Below are 22,753 nucleotides of genomic sequence, written 5' to 3' on the forward strand. Positions count from 1 at the left end.
CGGCTGTTAACCGAAGGGTTGTAGGTTCGAGTCCCACTCGGGGAGTTTAAATAAGGCTCGTTGGTCAAGCGGTTAAGACACCGCCCTTTCACGGCGGTAACAGGGGTTCAATTCCCCTACGAGTCATCATATAGATATAGTAGTATTAATGTATAAATTGTTTTCTATATATTAATATGCCGACGTGGCTCAATTGGCAGAGCAGCTGACTTGTAATCAGCAGGTTATCGGTTCAAGTCCGATCGTCGGCTCTATATGGACCTTTAGCTCAGTTGGTCAGAGCAACCGGCTCATAACCGGTTGGTCCGGGGTTCGAGTCCCTGAAGGTCCATTTTATAATAACTAATTAGGCCCAGTGGTTCAGTTGGTTTAGAACGCCGGCCTGTCACGCCGGAGGTCGAGGGTTCGAGTCCCTTCTGGGTCGTTTAGTGACAGTTACACTCCATTGTCTGGGTGTGGCTCAGTTTGGTAGAGCGCTAGAATGGGGTTCTAGAGGTCGCAAGTTCAAGTCTTGTCACCCAGACCAAACGTAACTAATTTAATAAGGGCGCATAGCTCAGCTGGGAGAGCACCTGCCTTACAAGCAGGGGGTCACAGGTTCGAGCCCTGTTGCGCCCATTAAAATGCCGGAGTGGCGGAACTGGCAGACGCACAGGACTTAAAATCCTGCGGTCCTTAAAGATCGTACCGGTTCGATTCCGGTCTCCGGCATTAATGTATAGCACCTTGGGTGCTTTTTATATCTTAATAAGATAATTTAATATTTTTTTGTGCGCATAGCTCAGCTGGATAGAGCGTCTGACTACGGATCAGAAGGCCGGGAGTTCGAATCTTCTTGCGCACGTCACAGAAACTCTGGGTTTGCAGTTAGTGCTTGCCGAGGGTTTTTATTTGATTAAATAGAGGTTTTAAGCATAGTTTAGGGGGATTATACTATAATTGTATAACCCCCCTTCTGACTGCTAAAATTGGTACTTAAAAGTATCGTTAAATTTCTAAGATGTACTTTAACTAGGATGAGAAAGTATCATAAAACCGTTTAAAAAATACTTTATTTAGTCTATAAATATTATCTTTTCCAGCAGTCAAAAACAATGTATTTGATATATGTAAATATTTTTCGGTTATTTTAATATCAGAATGTCCAAGTAATAACCTCAATGATGAAATATCACCACCACCAAGGATAGAAATCCATTGAACTTATTATTTATTATGTCATGTTAAAAAGCTATTGACAAAATACTTAGATAAAGGTAATATACGGTTTATAATAATTTTTAAGATAGTTATGGTAACGAACTTATATCATTAAATTATCTGTAGATTTATTCGGAAACGTGTTATAATCTTGATTAATGTTATATTTTGTGGATATATATTTAACTACATTTGATAATAAGTTATTCTAGAGGTATTAGCCACGATTGTATTATCATAACTGAATAAATAAAACTGGTGCAAGGAGGATTCCACATATGGATAGAATGCCAATGAAGATATTGATTATTGAAGATGATAATTCTTTAAGGAATGTATTAAAACAAAACCTTGAGAGGTATGGATACGAAGTTATTGTTACAAAGGATTTTAAAAATATAGATAAAACTTATTTTAGCATTAATCCTGATTTAACGTTACTAGATATAAATCTACCCTATTATGATGGTTATATGTTATGTGAAATTTTCAGTAGAAAATCCAATAAACCTATAATAATCATTTCATCCAATAACACAGAATTAGAACAAATTCACGGTATTGAACTAGGTGCGGATGATTATATAATAAAACCCTTTAGTATGCAAATGTTACATACAAAAATACGAGGGTTGTTAAGAAGATGTTATGATAAATCAGATCAAAACAATAATATAATAGAGGTCTGTGGTATAAAACTAGATTTAGAAAAATTCAGAATAAGTTACAGAGATAAAGAAGCAGTTCTAAGCAAAAATGAACTTACTTTGCTAAAACTTTTTTTATGCAATAAAAATAAAGTAATATCTAGAGAAGAAATTTTAAATGCTTTATGGGACAGTGATACGTTTATTGATGAGAACACATTAAATGTTAATATAAAAAGGGTAAAAAACAGATTGGAAGAAATTAATATAAGTAAAACAGCCATAAAAAACAAACGTGCTGTGGGTTATTTTTTTGATACAGGAGCTATAGATTATGAATAGTAAAATGATAAAGATTTTTTTTATAGATAGAATAAAACTAATAATATTTTATGTGTTGAATACAAGTTTACTGATCAATTATTTTAATTTATATCAACAAAAAAGTAGAAGTATTGTATATCCAATTATAGTTGCAGCATTCTTATTAATTATATATTTAGTTCTTGATTGGTTGAAATTCTATCAATTTATGAAGATAATAATGAAAGATGGCAAAGACTTTTCTGTTAAAGATAATTATGGTAAGGAACAATTAGAGATTATCAAATATATTAAGACTAATCAAAGTAGGCATATAAGAAAAATAAGAACAATCATATCAGAATATAAACAAAACATAAGATTTTTTTCTCTTTGTATACATAATATGAAAGCTTCTATTACAGTTATTAAGCTTATTATAGAAAGGATTAATAAAAAAACTTATGATGAAAACGAAATCAATCTAATAAACCATGAAATAAATAAGATACATTATCTGTCAGAAATGGGACTAAACATGTTAAGATTTGGTGATTTTTCAAAGGATGTATGTCCAACAAAATTAAATATTGTTGAAGAAATGAAAAGTATTATAACTGAGAATAAAAATTATTTTATCATCAATAATATTTATCCAAAGCTAAGTTATGAAAAGGAATATATATCCATTATTACAGATAAAAAATGGAATAAAGTAATTTTACAACAAATAATGTCTAATGCTATAAAATATTCAGTGTTGAAACATGTTGATAATAATATCAATATCTCAATATCAGAAAAAAAATCCTATGTAGAAGTTAAAATATCAGATTCTGGTATAGGTATTCCTGATTATGATCTAAAACGGGCTTTTCAACCTTTCTTTACAGGAGAAAATGGAAGATTATCACCTAATTCTAGCGGGATTGGTTTATATTTATGTAAAAAAATATGTGATAAATTAAAACATAAGATTAAGATTGAATCAAAAAAGGATATAGGAACGACAGTATATATATATTATTATAGTGATTATGATTAAATCAATATTTAGCGTTTCTCCTATAATTACAAAAATGTAATACTTTATTCAATATAATCAATATCTTATTTTCCACAAAAGCTATAATATTAGTTTATAGTTAAGTAGCCTATTAAGTAGAGCATAATGAATGATTAATGAAAGGAGTATATGATATATTAAGGTTACTATATCATAAAAAGAATATTATGAATGTATTAGAAGGTAATTATATAACTAAAATTTATGGAAAAGAAGATAATAAAGTTGTTGCATTAGATGATTTCTCTATTGAAATTGAGGAAGGGGAATTCATAGGTGTTATGGGTTCTTCAGGAAGTGGGAAAACAACGCTTTTAAATGTTTTAAGTGGCTTAGATAACGCAGATTCAGGCAGTATTATTATCAATGGTAATAATATTGGTGAGCTAAATAAAGACGAGTTAGCTTTATTTAAAAGACGAAATTTAGGTTTCGTTTTTCAAGAATTCAAATTATTAGATAGTTTATCTTTGCAAGAAAATATCATGCTTCCTATGATACTTGATAAAAGAGAGCCACAAAGTATGAAGTTACGGGCTAAAGAAATAATGTCCTTATTTGATATATATAAATTAAAAGATAAATATCCATGGAATGTATCAGGTGGTCAGCAACAAAGAGCAGCAATTGCAAGAGCTGTTATTAATGAACCGGCGATATTATTTGCTGACGAACCAACAGGAAATCTTGATTCTAAGTCCACACGTGTAATAATGAACTATATAAGTAAAATGAATAAAGAGTTAGGATCAACTATTCTTATGGTAACACATGATCCTTTTGCAGCAAGTTATTGCGATCGAGTTATCTTTATAGAAGATGGTAAACTATCTATTGAAATGATGAAGAAAGGTGATAAAAAGAACTTTTTAGGTGATATTATTCATGCTCTTTCCTTATCAGGAGGTGCAGTTGATGAAATTTAGAGATATTATTATTAAAAATTTTATGTATAATTTAAAAGATTATTCTATTTGTTTTATCAATAATGTATTTTGTATAACTATATTTTTCTTGTTTAATTCTATAAGATTAAATCCTAATTTTATAGATGCCTTTTATAAAGATGAAATTGCTAAAACTTTTTTGGTATTGGTATTATTAGTTATTATACTATTCTCCATCTTTCATATGATACATTCCAACAAAACTTTTTTACAATCTAGATTAAAAGAATTTGGATTGTATTTAACGTTGGGTATGAGAACTAAGGACATCAAAAAAATGATTGCTATTGAAAATCTTATCATATCGTCTTGTTCTTTATTAGTGGGTATTATTTGCGGTATAGTTTTTTCAAAATTGTTTTTGCTTTTGTTTAGCCATGTATTGGACTTTGACGTTATTGCTTATCATCTATCTCTAATTAACTTAGTACATACTTTTTTTGGATTTCTTATCGTTTATATGGTAACAACATTTAATACACTAAGATGTATTAGAAAACTAGAAATAGTACAAATTGTAAAAAATAATAAGGTTAAGCAGGAAACTAAACATAATAGTATCATAGTTCTAGTAATTGGAATATTATTAACTGTAACACCTATGTATCTATTATATAAGATGAATTTTAGAGAGCTAGAAAGCAATTATAGATTATTCTATACAGGTATTATTTTGACATCTTTTATTGGTATTTATATAGTCATCAGCCAATCAAGTTATTATATTATACATGGTGCGAAGCGAAATGAAAAGCTTTACTTGAAGAAAATACTTAGTATCACTGAAATGAGTCATAAGTTGAATGATAATAAAAAGTACATATTTTCACTTACAATTTTATGTATACTAATATTCATATTTACTATGACATCTTATAATTCTTTTATTAACATAAAAATAGAGAACAGAGAAAATAATCCATATGATTATGCTTATGTCTATAATGATCACATAAACAATGAATTTAACAAAATATATCAATCAGTGTTAAATGAGTATGATTGCCAGCTAGTAGACAGTAAGAAATTGGAATTCATTACTATGCCAATAGCTAAGTTTCCAGTTTTATATGAACCTGTATTTGTTAATGAAAATGATAGCAAACTGTTATATGGAGAAAATATTGATGTATCTAGTGGAAAAGTAGTAATTATAAGAAATGGCGCATTTGACAATTTTTGGTATAGTGAAGGATTTATAACGTTACAAGAAAATAATGAACAGCTTATAATTGAAAGCGACATAAGCAAAAACATTATGAACAAAACCAATCGTTATTATAATAGATATATTTTTATACTTGATAATGATGATTATAATTCTTATTCCAGCCAATTATCGGATGATAGAAAAGGAACTTTTCTATATGGTGATTTTCAGGAGGAAAGTAAAATAAAAGTAGTGTCAAGCAAAATAGAAAATACATTATATGATGAATTCTCTGAATATAAAACAGAAAAGACCAAGAAAGATACTAAGTGGTATAAATATCCTTTTTATATTACTAATCGTGTAGAATGCTATAAAAATTCAATGGAGGAAAATAAATTTATAATTTTCATAACTTTTTTCATAGCTATTTTATTCTTGATTTCTGCTGGAAATATATTATCTTTTAAAATAATCAGTGAAAAAGATAAAGTTAAACAAAAATATGATAAGATTAAAGGGGTTGGAATTACAAAAAAAGAAATAAAAACAAATATTTCTAGGTCAATAAAGCCACTATTTTTAATACCTATAATATCTGGTATCATTTACAGCTATATATTAATATTTGTTTTAATGAAACATACTGGAATGGTTACATTTAATAACTCATTAATATTAGAAAATGTAAAACTTGTTATAGCCTTTATTGTATTGCATTACTTGTTTTATAAATGTACAGCTAGAAACTTGTATAGGTATGTTACAAGAGAGATATAATGCAACAATGTGAAAGAGAATATGAAAATATAATGAAATATATTAACAACAATATCATGTTGACAATTTATATCATACATATGAAAACAAATGATTATATTAGTGAATAGACTCTTTATATTTCTTATGTTGTTTATAAGCAGCTATTAAACATAGAAAAGCACTTATTAAATCAAGTAGAGCCGCTGTTTGATTATCAGACATGAATATACAACTGCCTATTAAAAAGCACAATGTAGCAAAAATTAATCCGTTTCTTGCTAGTTTTGATTTCATATATTATCACCTCAGTATATTTTAACATTCACAGATATTAATATCAACTAATATCGTTAATCTATTGGTGGTAAATGTATGCCAAAGTTAATTTTAGTAGCATAATATATACTGAATAATAGAATGAGGTATAAGATGTATTATCTATATGGAAGTAACAATAATGAATTATCACCTGTCGAGGTATTTAAAATCTTTGGATATTTAAGTAATACTGCTGGATTAGAACCAGATCTAATAGAAATGCAAAAAGTACTTGATCTAAGTCCTGAAGAAATAGAAGAAATGAAAGATTTAGTAGTTACAAGAGGAATGATGCTGAGTGATGAATCAAGAAGTGTATTATCTAAAAGAGCAATAAGAGAATATAACGAGCTATTTGAAGATGTTAGCCAAAGAATAGTGTCTGAATTTATAAGGATAATGGGTGATGAGAAGTATAAAAAGTTTAATAATTATTTGAAGGAATGGTTTGATGTAGAAAGGGATTATAGGAAGAAATGGTTAAGAGAAAAAAATATTAAAACACTACTTGGAGGAATTGGTACAGTATATGCAACACAATGCTATTGCGAAAATGCATTGCCATTTTTGTGTTTGAAGTTTGCCAACATCGGAAAATTAGAGTGGTTAACTCCTGAATGTAAGGAAATATATACAAAATCCTATCCTATAGATATTTCTTATAAAGGTACTACATTGAAGGATCTAATAGTTAAAGAGGCAGGTCCATATAATATAGAAGATGATTATTGGAATTGTACATGTCGGAAATATAAAGATTTAGATTGTATGATGCCAATGGCACAAGCGGCTTTTTTTGATAACTATAATGATGGTAAAGATGAATATGGAAGAATAGTACGATTACAAGCAGGAATTGATGTGAATACAAAAACGGCTAAGAAATTAGGATTAGATCATTTACAAAATGCATGGGTTGAGGTGGATTTTAGCAGATTACCAATGTGTCAAAAAGGGTAACTAATCTAATATGATTATATTGAGTTTAAAAATTCAATTAAAATTATAGATGTAGTTAGTAGTTAGGATTATATAAAGCCTAATTAAAAGGCTAAGCTTTAGTAATTTTGATATTAGAATGCCCAAGTAATAATCTTAATGATGAAATATTATTACCACCAATGATATTGCTATTTGTAAAATTTTGAAGATATGTTATTAAAATATTTGTTTAGTATTTGTCATGAAATTTGATATAACATATATTAAAGTGTTATTTTGTAGGGTAAGTTGAAAAACTTATCCTTTTTATTCCAATTTATTTTGCAATTATATGACAGACTTTTTAATTTTATAGGTGTTATTGATACCATATAATAATCAAAAAGGATAAAAAATGAACAAATCTTGTAATAGGCTTGTTCTATTTTTTATGCCTAAAACATGCTTTTTAAATTAATAAAATGTTCTCTACAAATAGTTCACACAGAGAGTTATATTTTCTATAAAACATTGTTGTTATTACATGCCATAAGATCACCTCCTGATCAATTCTAAAGATATGTTATTGAGTAAGCATATATATTAGATTTTTCAATTCAATTTTCATTACTGGTAATGAGTCTATAGTCACAATACATTAAAGTAATAGTAAATAGACATAAACTTTATCATCTAATCCTACGAATTCATGGACCTATAAAATATATAATATCTCATTATAGTATATGAACATAATTAAAGGTTTGTCCTATATAGTTTTACAGATGTAATTTGAAATCACTTACCTGAACATTATTATCGAAATAACATAATATGAATTAACAGGTAAAATCATATAAGGGGTGATTTCGTGACAGGTAAAATTGATGGCAATAGCAAAATAGCATTTTTTGTTAAAGAAGGTTTAGATAATTTTATAAATGATATTATAGTTGAACTATCTAAGAACTTTGAAACCAAGAAAATAATTGTTTCAGATTATAGCATTATAGATGAAGAAATGGAATGGGCTGACATTAGTTGGTTCGAATGGTGTGATGAATTACTTATTTATGGGAGTAAACTTGATAGGGCACAAGAAAAAACTATAATTTGTAGACTTCATAGTTATGAGATTTTTACAAATTATCCCTCTTCAGTAAATTGGAATGCTGTCAATAAGTTGATAGTTGTTGCAAATCATATAAAAACACTGATGGTTAAAGAACATCATGTAGATAGTAATAAAATTGAAGTCATAGCTAATGGTATAGATATAGAGAAATACTCCTTCAAAAAAAGAAAACCTGGTTTTAATATCGCATCTGTAGGATATATCAATTATAAAAAAGGTCCAATGCTTTTGCTACAAGCATTTAAATCAATATATGAAAGAGATAACAGATACAAGTTATATATAGCAGGAAAATTCCAAGATGGAAGATATGTTTTATATCTTAGGCAAATGATTATTGAAATGGGATTGTCTAATAATGTTATCTATGAAGGATGGGTAGATGATATTGATAAGTGGTTGGAAGATAAAGAATATATAATATGTTCTAGTGTCTTTGAATCTCAGAATCTAAGTGTTATGGAGGCAATGGCAAAAGGTATTAAACCTCTTATTCATAATTTTGTTGGTGCGAGAAATATTTATAAGGGAAAATATATATGGAATACGATTGGTGAGTTGCTAGATATAATTAAAGAAGATTATGATTCAAGAGAGTATAGAGATTTTGTAAAAAACTATTACTATTTTGAAGAAAAAACAAATAAAATCAGAAAATTACTAGAGTCAGAATTTAAGAATAATGATAAAAATGATTATACTGTTTAGCAGATATTATCCAAAGAACAAAGATATTAGACATTTCTTTTTGTATAGTTAATTTTCATATACTATGTGAGGGGATAGTAGTTGATTGTTTATTTGGATATACGTGCTAATCATAGATATTAATTTATAGTAAAAAATCCTATAATTTTACTTTATATGAGGTAATATATTCATTTATAAAAAAATCATATATAAAATTAAATTTATAGGGACAAGAAGCTTATAAGTTGCATAATATATATTGAGATATTCATAATAGGAGGTAATCTAAAGTGTATAGAACATGTACCAAAACTAGATGTACAAAATGCTATTGCAGAGAAGATGATTGCAAGAAAGAACCAGATTGTTATATTACCGACGTGATTTCCAATAAATTTGAATTACGTAGAAAATGCTTTAGTACCATATGGGAAGGTATAGGTATTAAAGCAGCAGTAACAATAAAAATAGAAAATCAATCGGATTGTTTATTAAGATTAAGATTTAAGGGTAAAGAATGCGTTATTGTTAAAGTTTTACCTCATGAAGAAAAAAGCATTACAATTCAAAATGTTAACAGTATAGCAGCCCAATGTCTTTGTCGCTCAGATGAAGAGTTTTGTTTTGGATGCTATGAGATAGCTGTTCATTATATATCTGACTTAAAAAGAAAAGGAGAAAAATGTACCATATGTGATGAAGACTATACAAAATGGTACTCTATTTCATGTGTATATTAGACATTAGATAGATTTTCCTATTAGGTTAAGTGATTATAATGAGAAGTATTTCAACATAATTATGAAAGGAGATGACAATATGGGATGTAACATAAGCACTTGTTGCGGTATTGGAAGTACTGTAGTTGGAGGTTGTAAATGTAGTGTACAATATGGTTATACTGAAAAAGTCATTACAATTACTGCTGCTGGTACATTTAATATATGGCAAGCTGTCAACTTAACAGGAATTTCTGGAACAGTTGTAATTCAACCTGAAGCTGTATTACCAGGTCTTACTCAAGTTTCAATTAATGGCGCTACTCCAGAACCAATAACTGATGATATCTATGCTAGAAGCGTTAATCCACTTAATGATGTTTCTGTTATTACTGTTGCAGGAACAACTGAACTTTGTGTATCTATAATAGCTACTGGATTTGAATGTTGTTAATTAGAATATGATAGCTAATGAAAAATGACATAATTAACTTGTTATGATTTATATAGAATGAAAAACTTATCATTTACCTAGAATATCTCATATGATGAAGAAACAGTCTGTTTCTTCATTTTTATTAAAACGATGACATTGTTTCATTTTAGTTGAGAAATAGGGACAAGGAAGTTAGTACTAGCATAATATATTATTGAGATATTCATATAGAAAAGTTTGATGACAGGATCAATATTTATAATATAAATCTTGTATATAGGAATTGAATATGTTATAAAAAAATCTTAAATTGAAAGGAGAAATAATAATGGGATGTAATATAAGTACTTGTTGTGGTATTGGTAGTAGTTTAATTGGAGGTTGCAAATGTAGTGTTCAGTATGGCTATACTGATAAAGTTATTACAATCACTGCTGCTGGTACATTCAATATATGGCAAGCAGATATGGGCTTACCTGGATTATCTGGAACATTTGTAGTTCAACCTCAAGCTCCATTGCCTAATAATACATTTGTAAGTATTAATGGTGGTGCATTAATAGCTATTCAAAATGATATCTTATCAAATAGTGTAAATCCACTAGAGAGTGTTGATATAATTACTGGTGCAGGAACAACTGAACTTTGTGTATCTATAATAGCTACTGGATTTGAATGTTGTTAATTAGAATATGTTAGCTAATGAAAAATGACATAATTAACTTGTTATGATTTATATAGAATGAAAAACTTATCATTTACCTAGAATATCTCATATGATGAAGAAACAGTTTGTTTCTTCATTTTTATTAAAATAATGACACACGTATAATATTATTTTAGTTGAGAAATAGGGACAAGTAAGTTAGTACTAGCATAATATATTATTGAGATATTCATATAGAAAAGTTTGATGACAGGATCTATATTTATAATATAAATCTTGTGATCGAAATTGAATATGTTATAAAAAAATCTTAAATTTAAAGGAGAAATAATAATGGGATGTAATATAAGTACTTGTTGTGGTATTGGTAGTAGTTTAATTGGAGGTTGCAAATGTAGTGTACAATATGGCTATACAGATAAAGTTATCACATTCACTGCTGCTGGTACATTCAATATATGGCTAGCAGAAATAGGTATACTTGCATTATCTGGAACAGTTGTAGTTCAACCTCAAGCTCCATTAGCCAATCCAGTACAGATAATTGTCAATGGTGGAGATATATCAGTAATTACTGATTTTGATATATTCTCAGCTAGTATAAATCCACTAAGGAGTGTTGAGATAGTAGCTCCTGCAGGAACAACCGAACTTTGTGTATCAATAATAGCTAATGGATTTGAATGTTGTTAATAGTAAACTGAATTAATATTACTGTAGTTAAATAGATTATCACTATAATTGAATATCTCAATCAAAAAAGGGACGTAAGGTCCCTTCATTTTAATAATATAGGAAAGTGCTACTTTCAATTTTTCTTGAAATCTTTTATGAGGGGTAGTTCTTTGTTTTTAGTATACAAATCAATAAGTTTATTGATTTCTATGTGAGAATTGTGATATTTTTTTACATACTCTCTTCCTTCAATACCTACATTTCTTAGCATATCTCTATTATCTAATATATATGCTAATTTTTCTTCAATATTTTCAGGAGTGGCACTTATTACAGGCAGGTCTTTTGGATATTTATCTTTCATATAGTCGCTGACCCATGAAATGACAGGTCTTTCTAGAGCCATGGATTCAATGGCAAGATGGCTATAGGTTCCTTGGGTTATCTGATCAATTATAAGGTCTGCCTTTGGAATATCATTTATGACATTTTCACTGGACATTTCTTGCATTTGGTAGAAATTCAAATCGTATTTTTGTTTGAGGTTTTCAACTGCTTTTATTATGCTTTGTGTATCACTAACTAAAGATGGTGTATGTATAATAGTAAAATTTCTATTAGGTATGTTTTGAGATTCATTATTTGGCACATATTTATCAATATCCACCATCATATTTATATGTTCAACTTTTTCAAAATAATCTTTTACATGTTCAATCAATTCAGCATTGCTGACAATACAGCATGGAATATATTTTGATATTTTTTCTAGTATACTTCTTATATGTTCATCAGCTTGTAGATTAATCTCTACATATGGATTATATTGTGCTGCTCTATAAGAGAGGAGTGCGTCTCTTCCCCAAACGTTCATGAATATTTTTTTATTCAATTCTTTTAAAACAACCAAGTCAGAGTAATTTAATGTAAGAGATTTCAAATAATGAAAATGAAAGACATCAAAATTAGGTATGATCTTTGAAGCTGCCTCTATTGTTGGCTTTAACATGTCATTAGGAGAACTGAATTTATTTAAATCCAATTTGTAGTCTGGATTATTATAAGTATAATTATTGACATAATTCAATATTTTAGTATTGATACCTTTGGAGTTTAATATTTCTGCAATGTTTGATGTTTTTTTAGTTAAATCCATTGTGCCTTGAAGTACTTTTATGTCTTTAATGTTGTCAAGGCTTTTATGAGGGATGAATTCTCTATGATCAATATTAATATTAGGATTTATCATTCTGAACTTACTATAAATTTCTATAAGCTTTTTGGTATCATTTTTCTTACTGTATAACTTACATAATCTACTGAATATATCGCTATTGTCAGGATAATTCTCTATACCTGTCAATAAGCATTTTTCTGCTTCATGCAATGATTTATTATTAATTAATTTGTCAGCTTCTGAGGAATAATCTTGAGCAGACATCTTGACTTTACTGGTTGGAGTTTTATTTAATGTGTCATTAAAGATTATATCTATGATATAATTCATTTCATTATAATTATGGACAGCTTTTTTGGCATGATATATCTTATATTCATCATCTGTATCATCTGATAAAGCAAGATTCATCTCAGTAATAAATCTGATTTCTTTGTCTTCAAGCAGATTCAACTTTTTCTGTGATATGATGATTGATGTCAGTTCCATATATTTCTGGAAAATAGATTTTAATTTATCTACAGTTAGTATATTGGAAACAACCATTTCTTTGGCACGGTGTAATATAACTCTGACAGCCCGTTTTATCAAATATATTTCTGTCATATTAGTGGAAGCAGTCTTAGTGCTGTTCAGTATTGGTATGATACTTTTCAATACCTTGGAAGCACATTCAAAATCAATACCATTAATATCATATTTATTGACCATATCAAGACTATCTATTACGTCAGGAAAATATGTCATTCTAAGTTTTTTTCTGATTTCATTTAGTAACGCTTCATCAACATGATTAGATGAAAGAGCAGAAAGACATTTCTCTGATTGTTCGGTATCTGAATCATGCAGATTGTCTAGCAAGAAAAATTTAAATATACTTTTTATAGCTTCGTCTCCACTTAATATAGCATTATTATAGAAATTGGCAATTTCTACGTATCTATTGGTATAATAATAAGAATTAATGATTTCATGGATACAATTGAATAGGGTATCATTGTTTTTGATCTGGTTTATTATAGCCACGCAATCTTCATATTTTTTTAATCTATAATTGGATACTATGATTAACCTGATAGCGGTCTCTTTGTTTGCTATTGTATAAAAATTGTACCTTGGGTCATTGGCTATTTTTAATTTGAAATAATTCTGTAGAAGCATAAGATATTTAGTAAAAAATACTATTGAAGATTCATAATTACCTTTGGTGAATAGAATATATGCTTTGTAATATATGAAGTCTATAAAATCTGGTTTGTAGGTTAATCCTCTATCACAAACGGCTTCTGCATCATCATATCTTCCTATGTTCATATATAAAGCTATAGCATTATTATAATACATAAAAATCAGATCATTTATCATATTGTTATCTTTTATTATACGCATATATATATCTACTTGTTTTACTGCTGAAACAATATCTCCATACATACCATAGCTGGAGCTTAGCTGGCATCTGAAATATAAGTTGTAAGGGTCTTTCTCTAATTCTTTTTTTAGCAGAGTACCAGTTCTTGCGAATTTTTTTTCTCTTATTCCATCAGTCATGATATATCCATAATGGAGAAACTCAATATCAAGACTTTTGACTGGCAAACTACTTTTTGGTTGATTATGGACAGCGTTGTAATAATAGAATTCTCCATCATTCCTGAATATACGTGATTGGGTTAATCCGGTGTAGTTGGTTAATTCTGTATTGGTATAACTTAATATCCTAAGAGTAAATGTATTGTAAGTCCTATAATCGGTTTTGGTGAAGGTATCAATCAGCTTATTGAGTTCTTTTGGCTGAAATTCTTCATCAGCATCCATAATCATAATGTATTCTCCACGAGCAAATAGAATACTATAATTTCTAGCATCAGAAAAATGCCCAGTCCATTTATAATATAATATGTTATCAGTATATTTCTTAGCTATTTCTACAGTATTATCTGTAGAGCCAGTATCAACAATAACAAATTCAGCTAATTCTGCATCTACAAGTGGTTTCAAGCTATGTAGGCATCTAGCGATGTTTTTTTCTTCATCTTTTACTATCATACAGATACTTAGAACATATGGGTAATAATTATTTGCCAATTTTAATTTCTGGATGTAATAATACAGTATTTTAGTTTTTTGTTGATAAGTAGTACATATGTCCATAAGAATGCTGATGGCTTCTGCTACTTTTTTTTCTTTTATCAATAGTTGAGCATCATTGTACATACTTATGAATTTATCTTCCCCGTAGATATTATATTTAGGTACATAATTATCTAAATAGATATTAAAACAATATACATACAGATTCAATAGCTGCAATAACTGGTTATTTGTTTTGGAATTGAGTGATGTGCTGCTTACGTTATCCATATAATTCTTAATGATTATAAGATATGTTACAAGTTTTTCCTCATCATTTATCTTGAACTCCGAAGCAGTATTCATAATGAAATTGTAGATGTATTCCTGAGAGTCCTTATCATTCTCAAGGAGATAATATATTATGGATTTCTGCAATTCTGTATCTATCCTAATCATATAATCAGGTATTGACATATCAATTAATGAATCCCTGATGAACCAGCTATAGTATAAATTTTTACTTATAATATTGTTCGTAAAATTCTCATTGATGGATTTGTTGAATTCTATAATGTCTGTTCGCTGCAATTTCTTTGTTTGTAGATATTTTGTGTACAGGTTATCTATATCAGAATTAATGAACAGGTCCTCTAGCATCCATTTATTTTCATTATCTAAAGAGAGTTTATGTTTTTCTAAAGCAGTATGGAATCGTAATTGAATGTTATGGTCAGTTGTTAATATATAGTTTTTATACCAGGAAAATAGTTCTTTTAAGTATTTCACGTCAAGTAGTGACTTTATATTTCTATCTATATCTACATTATGCATATCAATTAGTCTGTAATCTTCTATTGTGAGGTCAACATATCTGCTGAACCCTTTTGTGCCTCTATGATGAACAAAAATTTGTTCATTATTGAAAAAGATGGCTTTGTCTTCTACCAAATATGTTTTATGATTGACTGATATATTGAAATGATCATTTCTATCAAGTGCTTTAGTAATTGAATCTATTATATCAGGTGTCAGTCTCATTCCTTCTTCTATGAGTATTATTTTTTCTCCGATACATGAAGTAAGGCAATACTCTTCAAAATTGTTATATTCATTGGCAAATTTCAGTATTGAATAATCATAAGGTATGTCAACCTTTTCGATTTCATTATTTATGAGTATAAGTTCAGTATCCGGATTTATCAGTAGTGGTTTTAGCAGCTCAACATATTTTATAAGTTGAGTCTCCTTTCCTTTTATGATAATGCTTAATCGATCCAATTTTAGCCTCCTTTACTATAATTATGGTAATTGAATCCAGGTTATTATTATTCATAATACTAAGATATTATTTTCATAATTAGTATATTACTATATTCCATAAATAACTTCTCTTCATGTCTATAATGTATATATCTAATTTCATAAATCCATAGATTGTACACATTTACGATTTTATAACATATATTACAATAGGAAAGTTTTTATAGATACTTTTTGTAAGAATATATGAGTTATTAGAAAGGAGGTCAATGATGTCAATTAATTTGATTAAAGCGGAAAGGAATCTTCCGGATGAAGTAGTTAAACTATGTAAAGAATTCTCTAAGAAGAATGGATTAATGATGAGGATGAATATGTATAGTTTTATGGCTGCATCAATTCTAAATGCACCAATAGAAGATGATGATTATGTGATAGAAATAGGCACTTATCATGGATTTACAGCAATCTTTGTAGCAAGAATGTTGAATTATATGGGTAAAAACAATAAAGTTGTAAGTATAGATCCATTTGATAGATTATCTGGTGGAGTCATAGGTAGCCATATCAAATATATGCAGAATGTAAATCGACAGGATCTAAAGGAACAATGTATTGCTATATCCAGTTATTCTAGTGAAGTAGCCTCATTACTTAGAGGGGAAATCCCTTTTATGATTATTGATGGGGGACATAAATATGAGAATATCAAGAGCGATATTGAATTGTATCTTCCTAAGTTGAAAATAGGAGGAATAGCTTATCTCCATGATAATGATGAAATCAGGTATCCTGGAATTACTAGAGCAATCAGTGAATTGATAAGAGGCAATAAAAAATATAATATATTAATGGACGATTATTATTTCATAATCGAAAGAATATCATGATATTTTAAATTTATTATTAAAAAAATGGGACAAGGTAGCATATAACATCATATTATATAGTGAGGTATTCATTATAGATGACTAGATAATAAATAAAATATAGTGAATGAAGTTTCTAATTAATGTATGGTTTTAGATATACCTAGTATATCTTATGAGTAATGTAATATAGGGAATCGATATTTTGTTCATTTAATAATATCTTATTACTATCAGTTAAAATGAGTTCAGATTACTAAAGATAGACACTATGATTATATAAATAAAAAGCCAATAATCAACCTAACCTAATTAATATAAATAATATATTACGTTACCTGAATACCTCCAATAATAATGAATGAAATATAAATATTGAATATAATTAAAGCTGTTGCTATTATAATTAATCAAATTTACATTTGGTCATAAATTTATGTATTATGACTATAGTTGGTTAGTTAAGATGCAATAGCTTTTTTGTAATATAGGATAGTTCTACTTTCTATTTTCCTTGAACTCTTTTACGAGGAGTAGCTTCTTTGTAATGTATATAATTATTATTGCTGGAATAGATATTATTATATAAAAAAAGGGTAAAAGGGTAACCCTTTTAGCCCAAAACATGTCCGATTTAACATTATATTAATAATAACCAAATCCACAACAGCATCTTCTAAAACCGCAGCCACATCCACAACCACAGCAAAGACTACAGCAACCACCACAGCAACATCCATAACCACAGCCACCATAACCATAGCCACCGTAACCGTAGCCACGTCCATAGCCATAACCGCCGTAACCGCCGTAACCGTATCCACCATATCCTCTATAACCACAGCCACAACCATATCCAAACATACTAACACTCCTTTCATATGATTTCCTAGTTTATATTATTCCTGACAAGCTAAAATTGTGACAAGCTAGTAGAGGATTGTTGAAAATAGTGTTAAATATATAGAAATTAGAATTTTAGTACAAGTTGTAACAATATATAAGCGATAATAATATAATGAACTAAGATTGATTGAAAGAAGGAATGTTATGAAAATAGGTTTTCCAATAGAACCAGAAGGTATGGGTGGAACAAGAACATGGGTAAAAAATTTTAGCGATTATTGTATTAAAAAAGGTCATGAAGTTTATTTTTCTCATAATGATATAGTAGACCTTTTTATAACTCTTGCCTATTATTCTGACCCTTACCAGTTATTGAAGATCAAAAAAAGAGGTACTAAGGTTTTATATAGGATGGATGGTATTTATTATGATTTCCTATCTGAAAAGAAATTGGTTAGAAAGTATAATAAAACTATAGCTACTGCAATGAGGTTATCAGATAAAATCATTTACCAAAGTAATTTTTCTAGAGTAATGGCAAGTCAATTATTTAATGGACGTGAATTGCCAGGAGTAGTTGTTTACAATGGAGCAGATAAAAATATATTTAAAGAAAAAGGAAAAATACTTGATAGACCAAAAGATAAAAAAATCATATTGTCAATAGCTTTTTGGGGTACTCCTCTCATGGCTGATTATAGTATCAGAACTATAATTGATATTGCTAAACAATTAGTTCATAGAAATGATCTGGAATTCTGGATATTAGGTTATGCTTATCCACCTCAAGAACAATTGATAAAGAAAGCCAATCTTCCTAATATCACATGGTATGATCTGAGAACATCCATACCAAGAGAGAAAATGCCTGAATATATACGTACAGCAGATTTGATTTTACACACTAGACCTAATGATGCATGTTCCAATTTGATTATTGAAGCAATGAATGTTGGGAAACCAATAGTTGGTCTTAATCTAGGTAGTACACCAGAGCTTCTTGGAGATGCTGGATTAAGAGGAGAATGTGAACCATCATTTGAACATTTCCCAGTTGTTGACATATCAAGTATGGCAGATAAGGTATTGCAGACTTTTGATAACTATGATTATTATAAAAGTAAAATAGTAGAAAGAAGTAAAATGTTTACTCTTGAGAATATGTGCAATAATTACTTTATAGAAATAGAAAAATTATTGAAAAAGGGGTGATTCATTGAAGATTAAGTTTTTTTTATCAGGTAATGACTTAGCTCCTACAACAATTTCAGGTAAGTTATTTGCAAGAGCATTAATTGATTCAGGATATGACGTGGAGATAGTACAAAATGTGAATAGAAAAAAACAAATACTGAGAAGTCAAGATTGTGATGTTATAATTTTTCAGAAAACGGTATTTCCAGGACATTATTATGAAGATGTAAAACATTTAAAAGGGAAAGTGTATCTCATATATATAGATGATGATTTTTTGGCGATGAAAGATAAGGGGCATATCAGAGCATTAAGAAATAGTAATCTTATTCTTGTAGGAAACAAACAGCATGCTGATAAGATGCATTTATATACAAAAACACCTGTTGAAACTATAACCTCAATACATGATTTCGAAAATTATCCATATAAATCTTTTGAAGAAAGAAAAAATAATCCTTTGATTATAGGCTGGCAGCAAAGTCTTGCGGATGTATATGTCGATGATCTGTTAAGTATAAAAAATGCTTTAACCAGTATACACGAAGAATATAATGTAAGACTTAGATTATATGGATGGCATAAAGGAAAACATTACAATAAACCTGATAACCGTGTTCTAGTTAAAAAACATCTGCCATTTGCGGAATTTATTCCTTTTCTACCATATAATAGGTATATTAAAGCAATTGTTCCACAGATTGCATCATCAGATATTTTTATTGTACCTTATCTCAATATTTCCGATAGATATGGAAAATCCGGGTTTGGACTTAAAAGAATCATGATGTCAGGAGTTCCGGTCATTGTATCTGATATAGGTATACACAAGGAATTAATTGAAGATGGATGTAATGGGTTTATTGCAAAAAATGAAATGGAATGGTATGAAAAGTTAAAAAAACTAATTGATAATCCTGAACTAAGGAAAAAATTTTCATTGGCAGGTAAAAATTTAATGGTTTCAGAATACAATTATCAAAAGTGTGTTGATATGTTTGTTGATGCTATCAAAAAACATATAACAGATTTTTCATGATTTGATATTTGTTTATTCTTTACCATATGAGTTTACAATGGTAAAATAATTTAATACTATTAAAATGAACTCAGTACAGAAGTTAGTAATTACTATTTGCATAAGTAACACTTATGGACTAATTATAATAATATAAAATATAGACAACTTGTTAAAAGAGGTGAAACATGAAGGGGATAATATTAGCAGGAGGAGCTGGCACAAGACTATATCCTCTTACAAAAGCTATATCTAAGCAAATGCTGCCTATATATGATAAACCCATGATTTATTATCCATTGGCGACTCTGATGCAATCTGGTATTAGAGATATACTTGTTATATCTACTCCAAGAGACATTGGAAGTTATAAAAAATTATTAGGTAATGGTAATAGATTGGGGATATCAATATCATATGAAGTACAAAATGAGCCAAAAGGAATAGCTGATGCTTTTATCGTTGGTAGAGATTTCATAGGTAGCAGTTCAGTAGCATTGATACTGGGAGATAATGTTTTCTATGGAGAAAAGATGGACAATGTATTACAAAGGTCAGTCAAAACAGAAGATGGAGCAACAGTTTTTGGATATTATGTAGAAGAGCCATCCAGTTATGGAGTAGTAGAATTCGATGAAGAACATAGAGTAGTTTCTATAGAAGAAAAACCTTCGTATCCAAAATCCAATTATGCAGTACCAGGGTTGTATTTCTATGATAATGAAGTAGTAGATATAGCATTGAATATAAAGCCATCACATAGAAATGAGCTAGAGATAACAGATGTCAATAAAGTATATATGGAAAAAGAAAAGTTGAAAGTAGAAATATTGAATGAAGGTATATCCTGGTTTGATACAGGTACTTACCATGGATTACTCGATGCAGCTAATTTCGTTGAGACTATACAAAAACAGCAGAGGATATATATAGCTTGCATAGAAGAGATAGCATATAAAAAACGATATATAGATAAAGAGCAATTATTGGAATTGGCCAATTCAATGATTAAGACCGAGTATGGACAATATTTAAGGTATATAATAGAAAGGTAGAAGCTCATGGGAAAGTTCATTTTTATAGAAACTGATATAAAAGATCTATATATAATAGAGCCTGAAGTTTATCAGGATAGTAGAGGTTACTTCATGGAAAGTTATAATAAAGATGATTTTTGCAAACAAGGATTATGCATGGATTTTGTACAGACTAATGAATCCTTTTCACAAAAAGGGGTTCTTAGAGGATTGCATTATCAATATGAATTTCCTCAGGGTAAACTAGTAAGAGTTACAAGAGGAGAAGTTTTTGATGTGGCAGTTGATATAAGAGAAAACAGTTGTACTTATGGAAAATCATATGGAGTAATTTTATCTCACGAGAACAAAAGACAATTCTACATACCAGAAGGTTTCGCTCATGGTTTTCTGGTTCTATCAGAGTATGCTCAATTTGTATATCAATGTACTAATTATTATCACAAAGAGTATGAAGCCGGAATCATATGGAATGATGCTTCTATAGATATTGATTGGCCTTTGGATAGAGTAGATAGTATAATATTATCTGGCAAAGATAAATTATGGCCTACACTAAATAATATGAAACTTCATTGAATAAGAGGTGAAACAAGAAAATGAAAACAATAATGGTAACAGGGGGAGCAGGCTTTATCGGAAGTAATTTCATAAGATATATGCTTGATAAATATGATGATTATAGAATAATCAATTATGATAAAATTACTTATGCAGGTAATCTTGATAATCTAAATGATGTTAGTGATAATGACAATTATGTATTCGTCAAAGGAGATATATCCGATTATGATACTGTAGAAGAAGTCTTTTCACAAGGGATAGATTATGTTATTAATTTTGCAGCTGAAAGCCATGTTGATAGGAGTATTAGAAATAGCGATGAATTCATTAGAACAAATATTATGGGAACCCAAGTCCTGTTAGATATTTCAAGAAAGTATAATATAGAAAAGTATATACAAATATCTACAGATGAAGTTTATGGTTCATTAGGTAATGAAGGATATTTTACTGAGAAGACTCCTATTTCACCTAATAATCCTTATTCAGCTAGCAAGGCAAGTGCTGATCTGTTGGTCAAATCATATTATGAGACATATAAGTTACCTGTAAACATAACAAGATGTTCGAATAATTATGGACCATATCAATATCCTGAAAAACTCATTCCGTTGATGATTAGTCGAGCATATGATAATAAGTCCCTTCCGGTATATGGAACAGGACTTAACATTAGAGATTGGATTCATGTATATGACCATTGTTCTGCAATAGATGAAGTACTTCAAAAAGGGAAAACAGGAGAAGTATACAACATAGGTGCTAACAATGAAAGAAATAATCTAGTCATTGTTAAAATGATATTGGATTATCTAGGTAAGGATAACTCTTCGATTGAATATGTGGAGGATAGGTTAGGTCATGATAAAAGATATGCGATAGATGCAAATAAGATAAAACGTGAACTTGATTGGTGTCCCATATATGATTTTGAAAAAGGGATGAAAGATACTATAGAGTGGTATATCAATAATGAAAATTGGTGGAGAAAAATAATTGATCGTAATAAAATATAAATATCAATCATTCATACAAAAAAAGAATTCTAAAAGGTATAGATTACATTTGGAGTTCTA

General features: G+C 28.9%; 19 protein-coding genes and 8 tRNA genes. 24 read left to right on the forward strand and 3 right to left on the reverse strand.

Features of this window, described 5'->3' with window-relative positions; all coding sequences use genetic code 11:
- Window positions 1-54: 54 nt before the first annotated feature.
- The 12 genes from QMG30_RS16525 to QMG30_RS16580 all read left to right on the forward strand — a co-directional run bounded on the left by QMG30_RS16525 (window position 55) and on the right by QMG30_RS16580 (window position 6,093).
- Window positions 55-126 (forward strand) — tRNA-Glu (locus QMG30_RS16525).
- 52 nt (window positions 127-178) lie between these two features.
- Window positions 179-251: transfer RNA gene (locus tag QMG30_RS16530), tRNA-Thr, on the forward strand.
- 6 nt (window positions 252-257) lie between these two features.
- Window positions 258-331, forward strand: a tRNA-Ile gene (locus QMG30_RS16535).
- Window positions 332-349: 18 nt separating this feature from the next.
- Window positions 350-424 (forward strand) — tRNA-Asp (locus QMG30_RS16540).
- Window positions 425-449: 25 nt separating this feature from the next.
- Window positions 450-526: transfer RNA gene (locus QMG30_RS16545), tRNA-Pro, on the forward strand.
- 19 nt (window positions 527-545) lie between these two features.
- A tRNA-Val gene (locus QMG30_RS16550) sits at window positions 546-618 on the forward strand.
- 7 nt (window positions 619-625) lie between these two features.
- A tRNA-Leu gene (locus QMG30_RS16555) sits at window positions 626-711 on the forward strand.
- 59 nt (window positions 712-770) lie between these two features.
- Window positions 771-844, forward strand: a tRNA-Arg gene (locus tag QMG30_RS16560).
- A 634-nt stretch (window positions 845-1,478) separates the two neighbouring features.
- Window positions 1,479-2,189: a response regulator transcription factor gene (locus QMG30_RS16565; protein WP_281817286.1), complete on the forward strand. Its 711-nt coding sequence runs from the start codon at window positions 1,479-1,481 to the stop codon at window positions 2,187-2,189.
- A complete protein-coding gene (locus tag QMG30_RS16570; protein WP_281817287.1) occupies window positions 2,182-3,195 on the forward strand; it encodes a sensor histidine kinase in 1,014 nt (337 codons plus the stop codon). Before QMG30_RS16565 ends, QMG30_RS16570 begins: the two co-directional genes overlap by 8 nt.
- 188 nt (window positions 3,196-3,383) lie before the next feature.
- Window positions 3,384-4,142, forward strand: coding sequence for an ABC transporter ATP-binding protein (locus QMG30_RS16575; protein WP_281817290.1), 759 nt, complete (start codon window positions 3,384-3,386; stop codon window positions 4,140-4,142).
- Window positions 4,132-6,093, forward strand: a complete 1,962-nt coding sequence (locus QMG30_RS16580; RefSeq protein WP_281817292.1) for an FtsX-like permease family protein — start codon at window positions 4,132-4,134, stop codon at window positions 6,091-6,093. Before QMG30_RS16575 ends, QMG30_RS16580 begins: the two co-directional genes overlap by 11 nt.
- Before the next feature lie 99 nt (window positions 6,094-6,192).
- On the opposite strand, the gene QMG30_RS16585 is transcribed toward QMG30_RS16580, so the two are convergent.
- Window positions 6,193-6,369: a hypothetical protein gene (locus QMG30_RS16585; RefSeq protein WP_281817294.1), complete on the reverse strand. Its 177-nt coding sequence runs from the start codon at window positions 6,367-6,369 to the stop codon at window positions 6,193-6,195.
- 135 nt (window positions 6,370-6,504) lie between these two features.
- Here QMG30_RS16585 and QMG30_RS16590 point away from each other — a divergent pair, with 135 nt between their 5' ends.
- The 6 genes from QMG30_RS16590 (at window position 6,505) to QMG30_RS16615 (ending at window position 11,654) form a co-directional block, all read left to right on the forward strand.
- Window positions 6,505-7,353, forward strand: a complete 849-nt coding sequence (locus QMG30_RS16590; protein ID WP_281817295.1) for a DUF8814 domain-containing protein — start codon at window positions 6,505-6,507, stop codon at window positions 7,351-7,353.
- 832 nt (window positions 7,354-8,185) lie between these two features.
- The gene (locus QMG30_RS16595; protein WP_281817298.1) at window positions 8,186-9,157 is read left to right on the forward strand and encodes a glycosyltransferase family 4 protein; all 972 of its coding nucleotides are present in this window, start codon (window positions 8,186-8,188) and stop codon (window positions 9,155-9,157) included.
- Between the two features lie 272 nt (window positions 9,158-9,429).
- Window positions 9,430-9,879 (forward strand): S-Ena type endospore appendage, encoded by a 450-nt coding sequence (locus QMG30_RS16600; RefSeq protein WP_281817300.1) that lies wholly within the window; start codon window positions 9,430-9,432, stop codon window positions 9,877-9,879.
- A 79-nt stretch (window positions 9,880-9,958) separates the two neighbouring features.
- A complete protein-coding gene (locus QMG30_RS16605) occupies window positions 9,959-10,312 on the forward strand; it encodes a hypothetical protein (protein ID WP_281817301.1) in 354 nt (117 codons plus the stop codon).
- 310 nt (window positions 10,313-10,622) lie between these two features.
- Window positions 10,623-10,979: a hypothetical protein gene (locus QMG30_RS16610; protein WP_281817303.1), complete on the forward strand. Its 357-nt coding sequence runs from the start codon at window positions 10,623-10,625 to the stop codon at window positions 10,977-10,979.
- Between the two features lie 315 nt (window positions 10,980-11,294).
- Window positions 11,295-11,654 carry a hypothetical protein gene (locus QMG30_RS16615; protein ID WP_281817305.1) on the forward strand — a complete coding sequence of 120 codons (360 nt, stop codon included), beginning with the start codon at window positions 11,295-11,297 and terminating at the stop codon, window positions 11,652-11,654.
- 115 nt (window positions 11,655-11,769) lie between these two features.
- On the opposite strand, the gene QMG30_RS16620 is transcribed toward QMG30_RS16615, so the two are convergent.
- Window positions 11,770-16,167, reverse strand: coding sequence for a glycosyltransferase (locus QMG30_RS16620; protein WP_281817307.1), 4,398 nt, complete (start codon window positions 16,165-16,167; stop codon window positions 11,770-11,772).
- Window positions 16,168-16,421: 254 nt separating this feature from the next.
- Here QMG30_RS16620 and QMG30_RS16625 point away from each other — a divergent pair, with 254 nt between their 5' ends.
- Window positions 16,422-17,039: a class I SAM-dependent methyltransferase gene (locus tag QMG30_RS16625; RefSeq protein WP_281817309.1), complete on the forward strand. Its 618-nt coding sequence runs from the start codon at window positions 16,422-16,424 to the stop codon at window positions 17,037-17,039.
- A 624-nt stretch (window positions 17,040-17,663) separates the two neighbouring features.
- Here QMG30_RS16625 and QMG30_RS16630 read toward each other — a convergent pair.
- On the reverse strand, window positions 17,664-17,882 hold the full coding sequence (locus tag QMG30_RS16630; protein WP_281817312.1) for a hypothetical protein: 219 nt from the start codon (window positions 17,880-17,882) through the stop codon (window positions 17,664-17,666).
- Window positions 17,883-18,068: 186 nt separating this feature from the next.
- On the opposite strand from QMG30_RS16630, the gene QMG30_RS16635 reads away from it, so the two are divergent.
- The 5 genes from QMG30_RS16635 (at window position 18,069) to rfbB (ending at window position 22,693) form a co-directional block, all read left to right on the forward strand.
- A complete protein-coding gene (locus QMG30_RS16635; RefSeq protein ID WP_281817314.1) occupies window positions 18,069-19,076 on the forward strand; it encodes a glycosyltransferase family 4 protein in 1,008 nt (335 codons plus the stop codon).
- A 4-nt stretch (window positions 19,077-19,080) separates the two neighbouring features.
- On the forward strand, window positions 19,081-20,097 hold the full coding sequence (locus QMG30_RS16640) for a glycosyltransferase family 4 protein (RefSeq protein WP_281817317.1): 1,017 nt from the start codon (window positions 19,081-19,083) through the stop codon (window positions 20,095-20,097).
- Window positions 20,098-20,264: 167 nt separating this feature from the next.
- Window positions 20,265-21,131, forward strand: coding sequence for a glucose-1-phosphate thymidylyltransferase RfbA (gene rfbA, locus QMG30_RS16645; RefSeq protein WP_281817320.1), 867 nt, complete (start codon window positions 20,265-20,267; stop codon window positions 21,129-21,131).
- 6 nt (window positions 21,132-21,137) lie between these two features.
- Window positions 21,138-21,692: a dTDP-4-dehydrorhamnose 3,5-epimerase gene (gene rfbC / locus QMG30_RS16650; protein ID WP_281817321.1), complete on the forward strand. Its 555-nt coding sequence runs from the start codon at window positions 21,138-21,140 to the stop codon at window positions 21,690-21,692.
- Window positions 21,693-21,712: 20 nt separating this feature from the next.
- Window positions 21,713-22,693 carry a dTDP-glucose 4,6-dehydratase gene (gene rfbB, locus QMG30_RS16655; protein WP_281817323.1) on the forward strand — a complete coding sequence of 327 codons (981 nt, stop codon included), beginning with the start codon at window positions 21,713-21,715 and terminating at the stop codon, window positions 22,691-22,693.
- Window positions 22,694-22,753: the final 60 nt, after the last annotated feature.

The organism is Vallitalea longa, from assembly GCF_027923465.1.
GTDB lineage: Bacteria > Bacillota > Clostridia > Lachnospirales > Vallitaleaceae > Vallitalea > Vallitalea longa.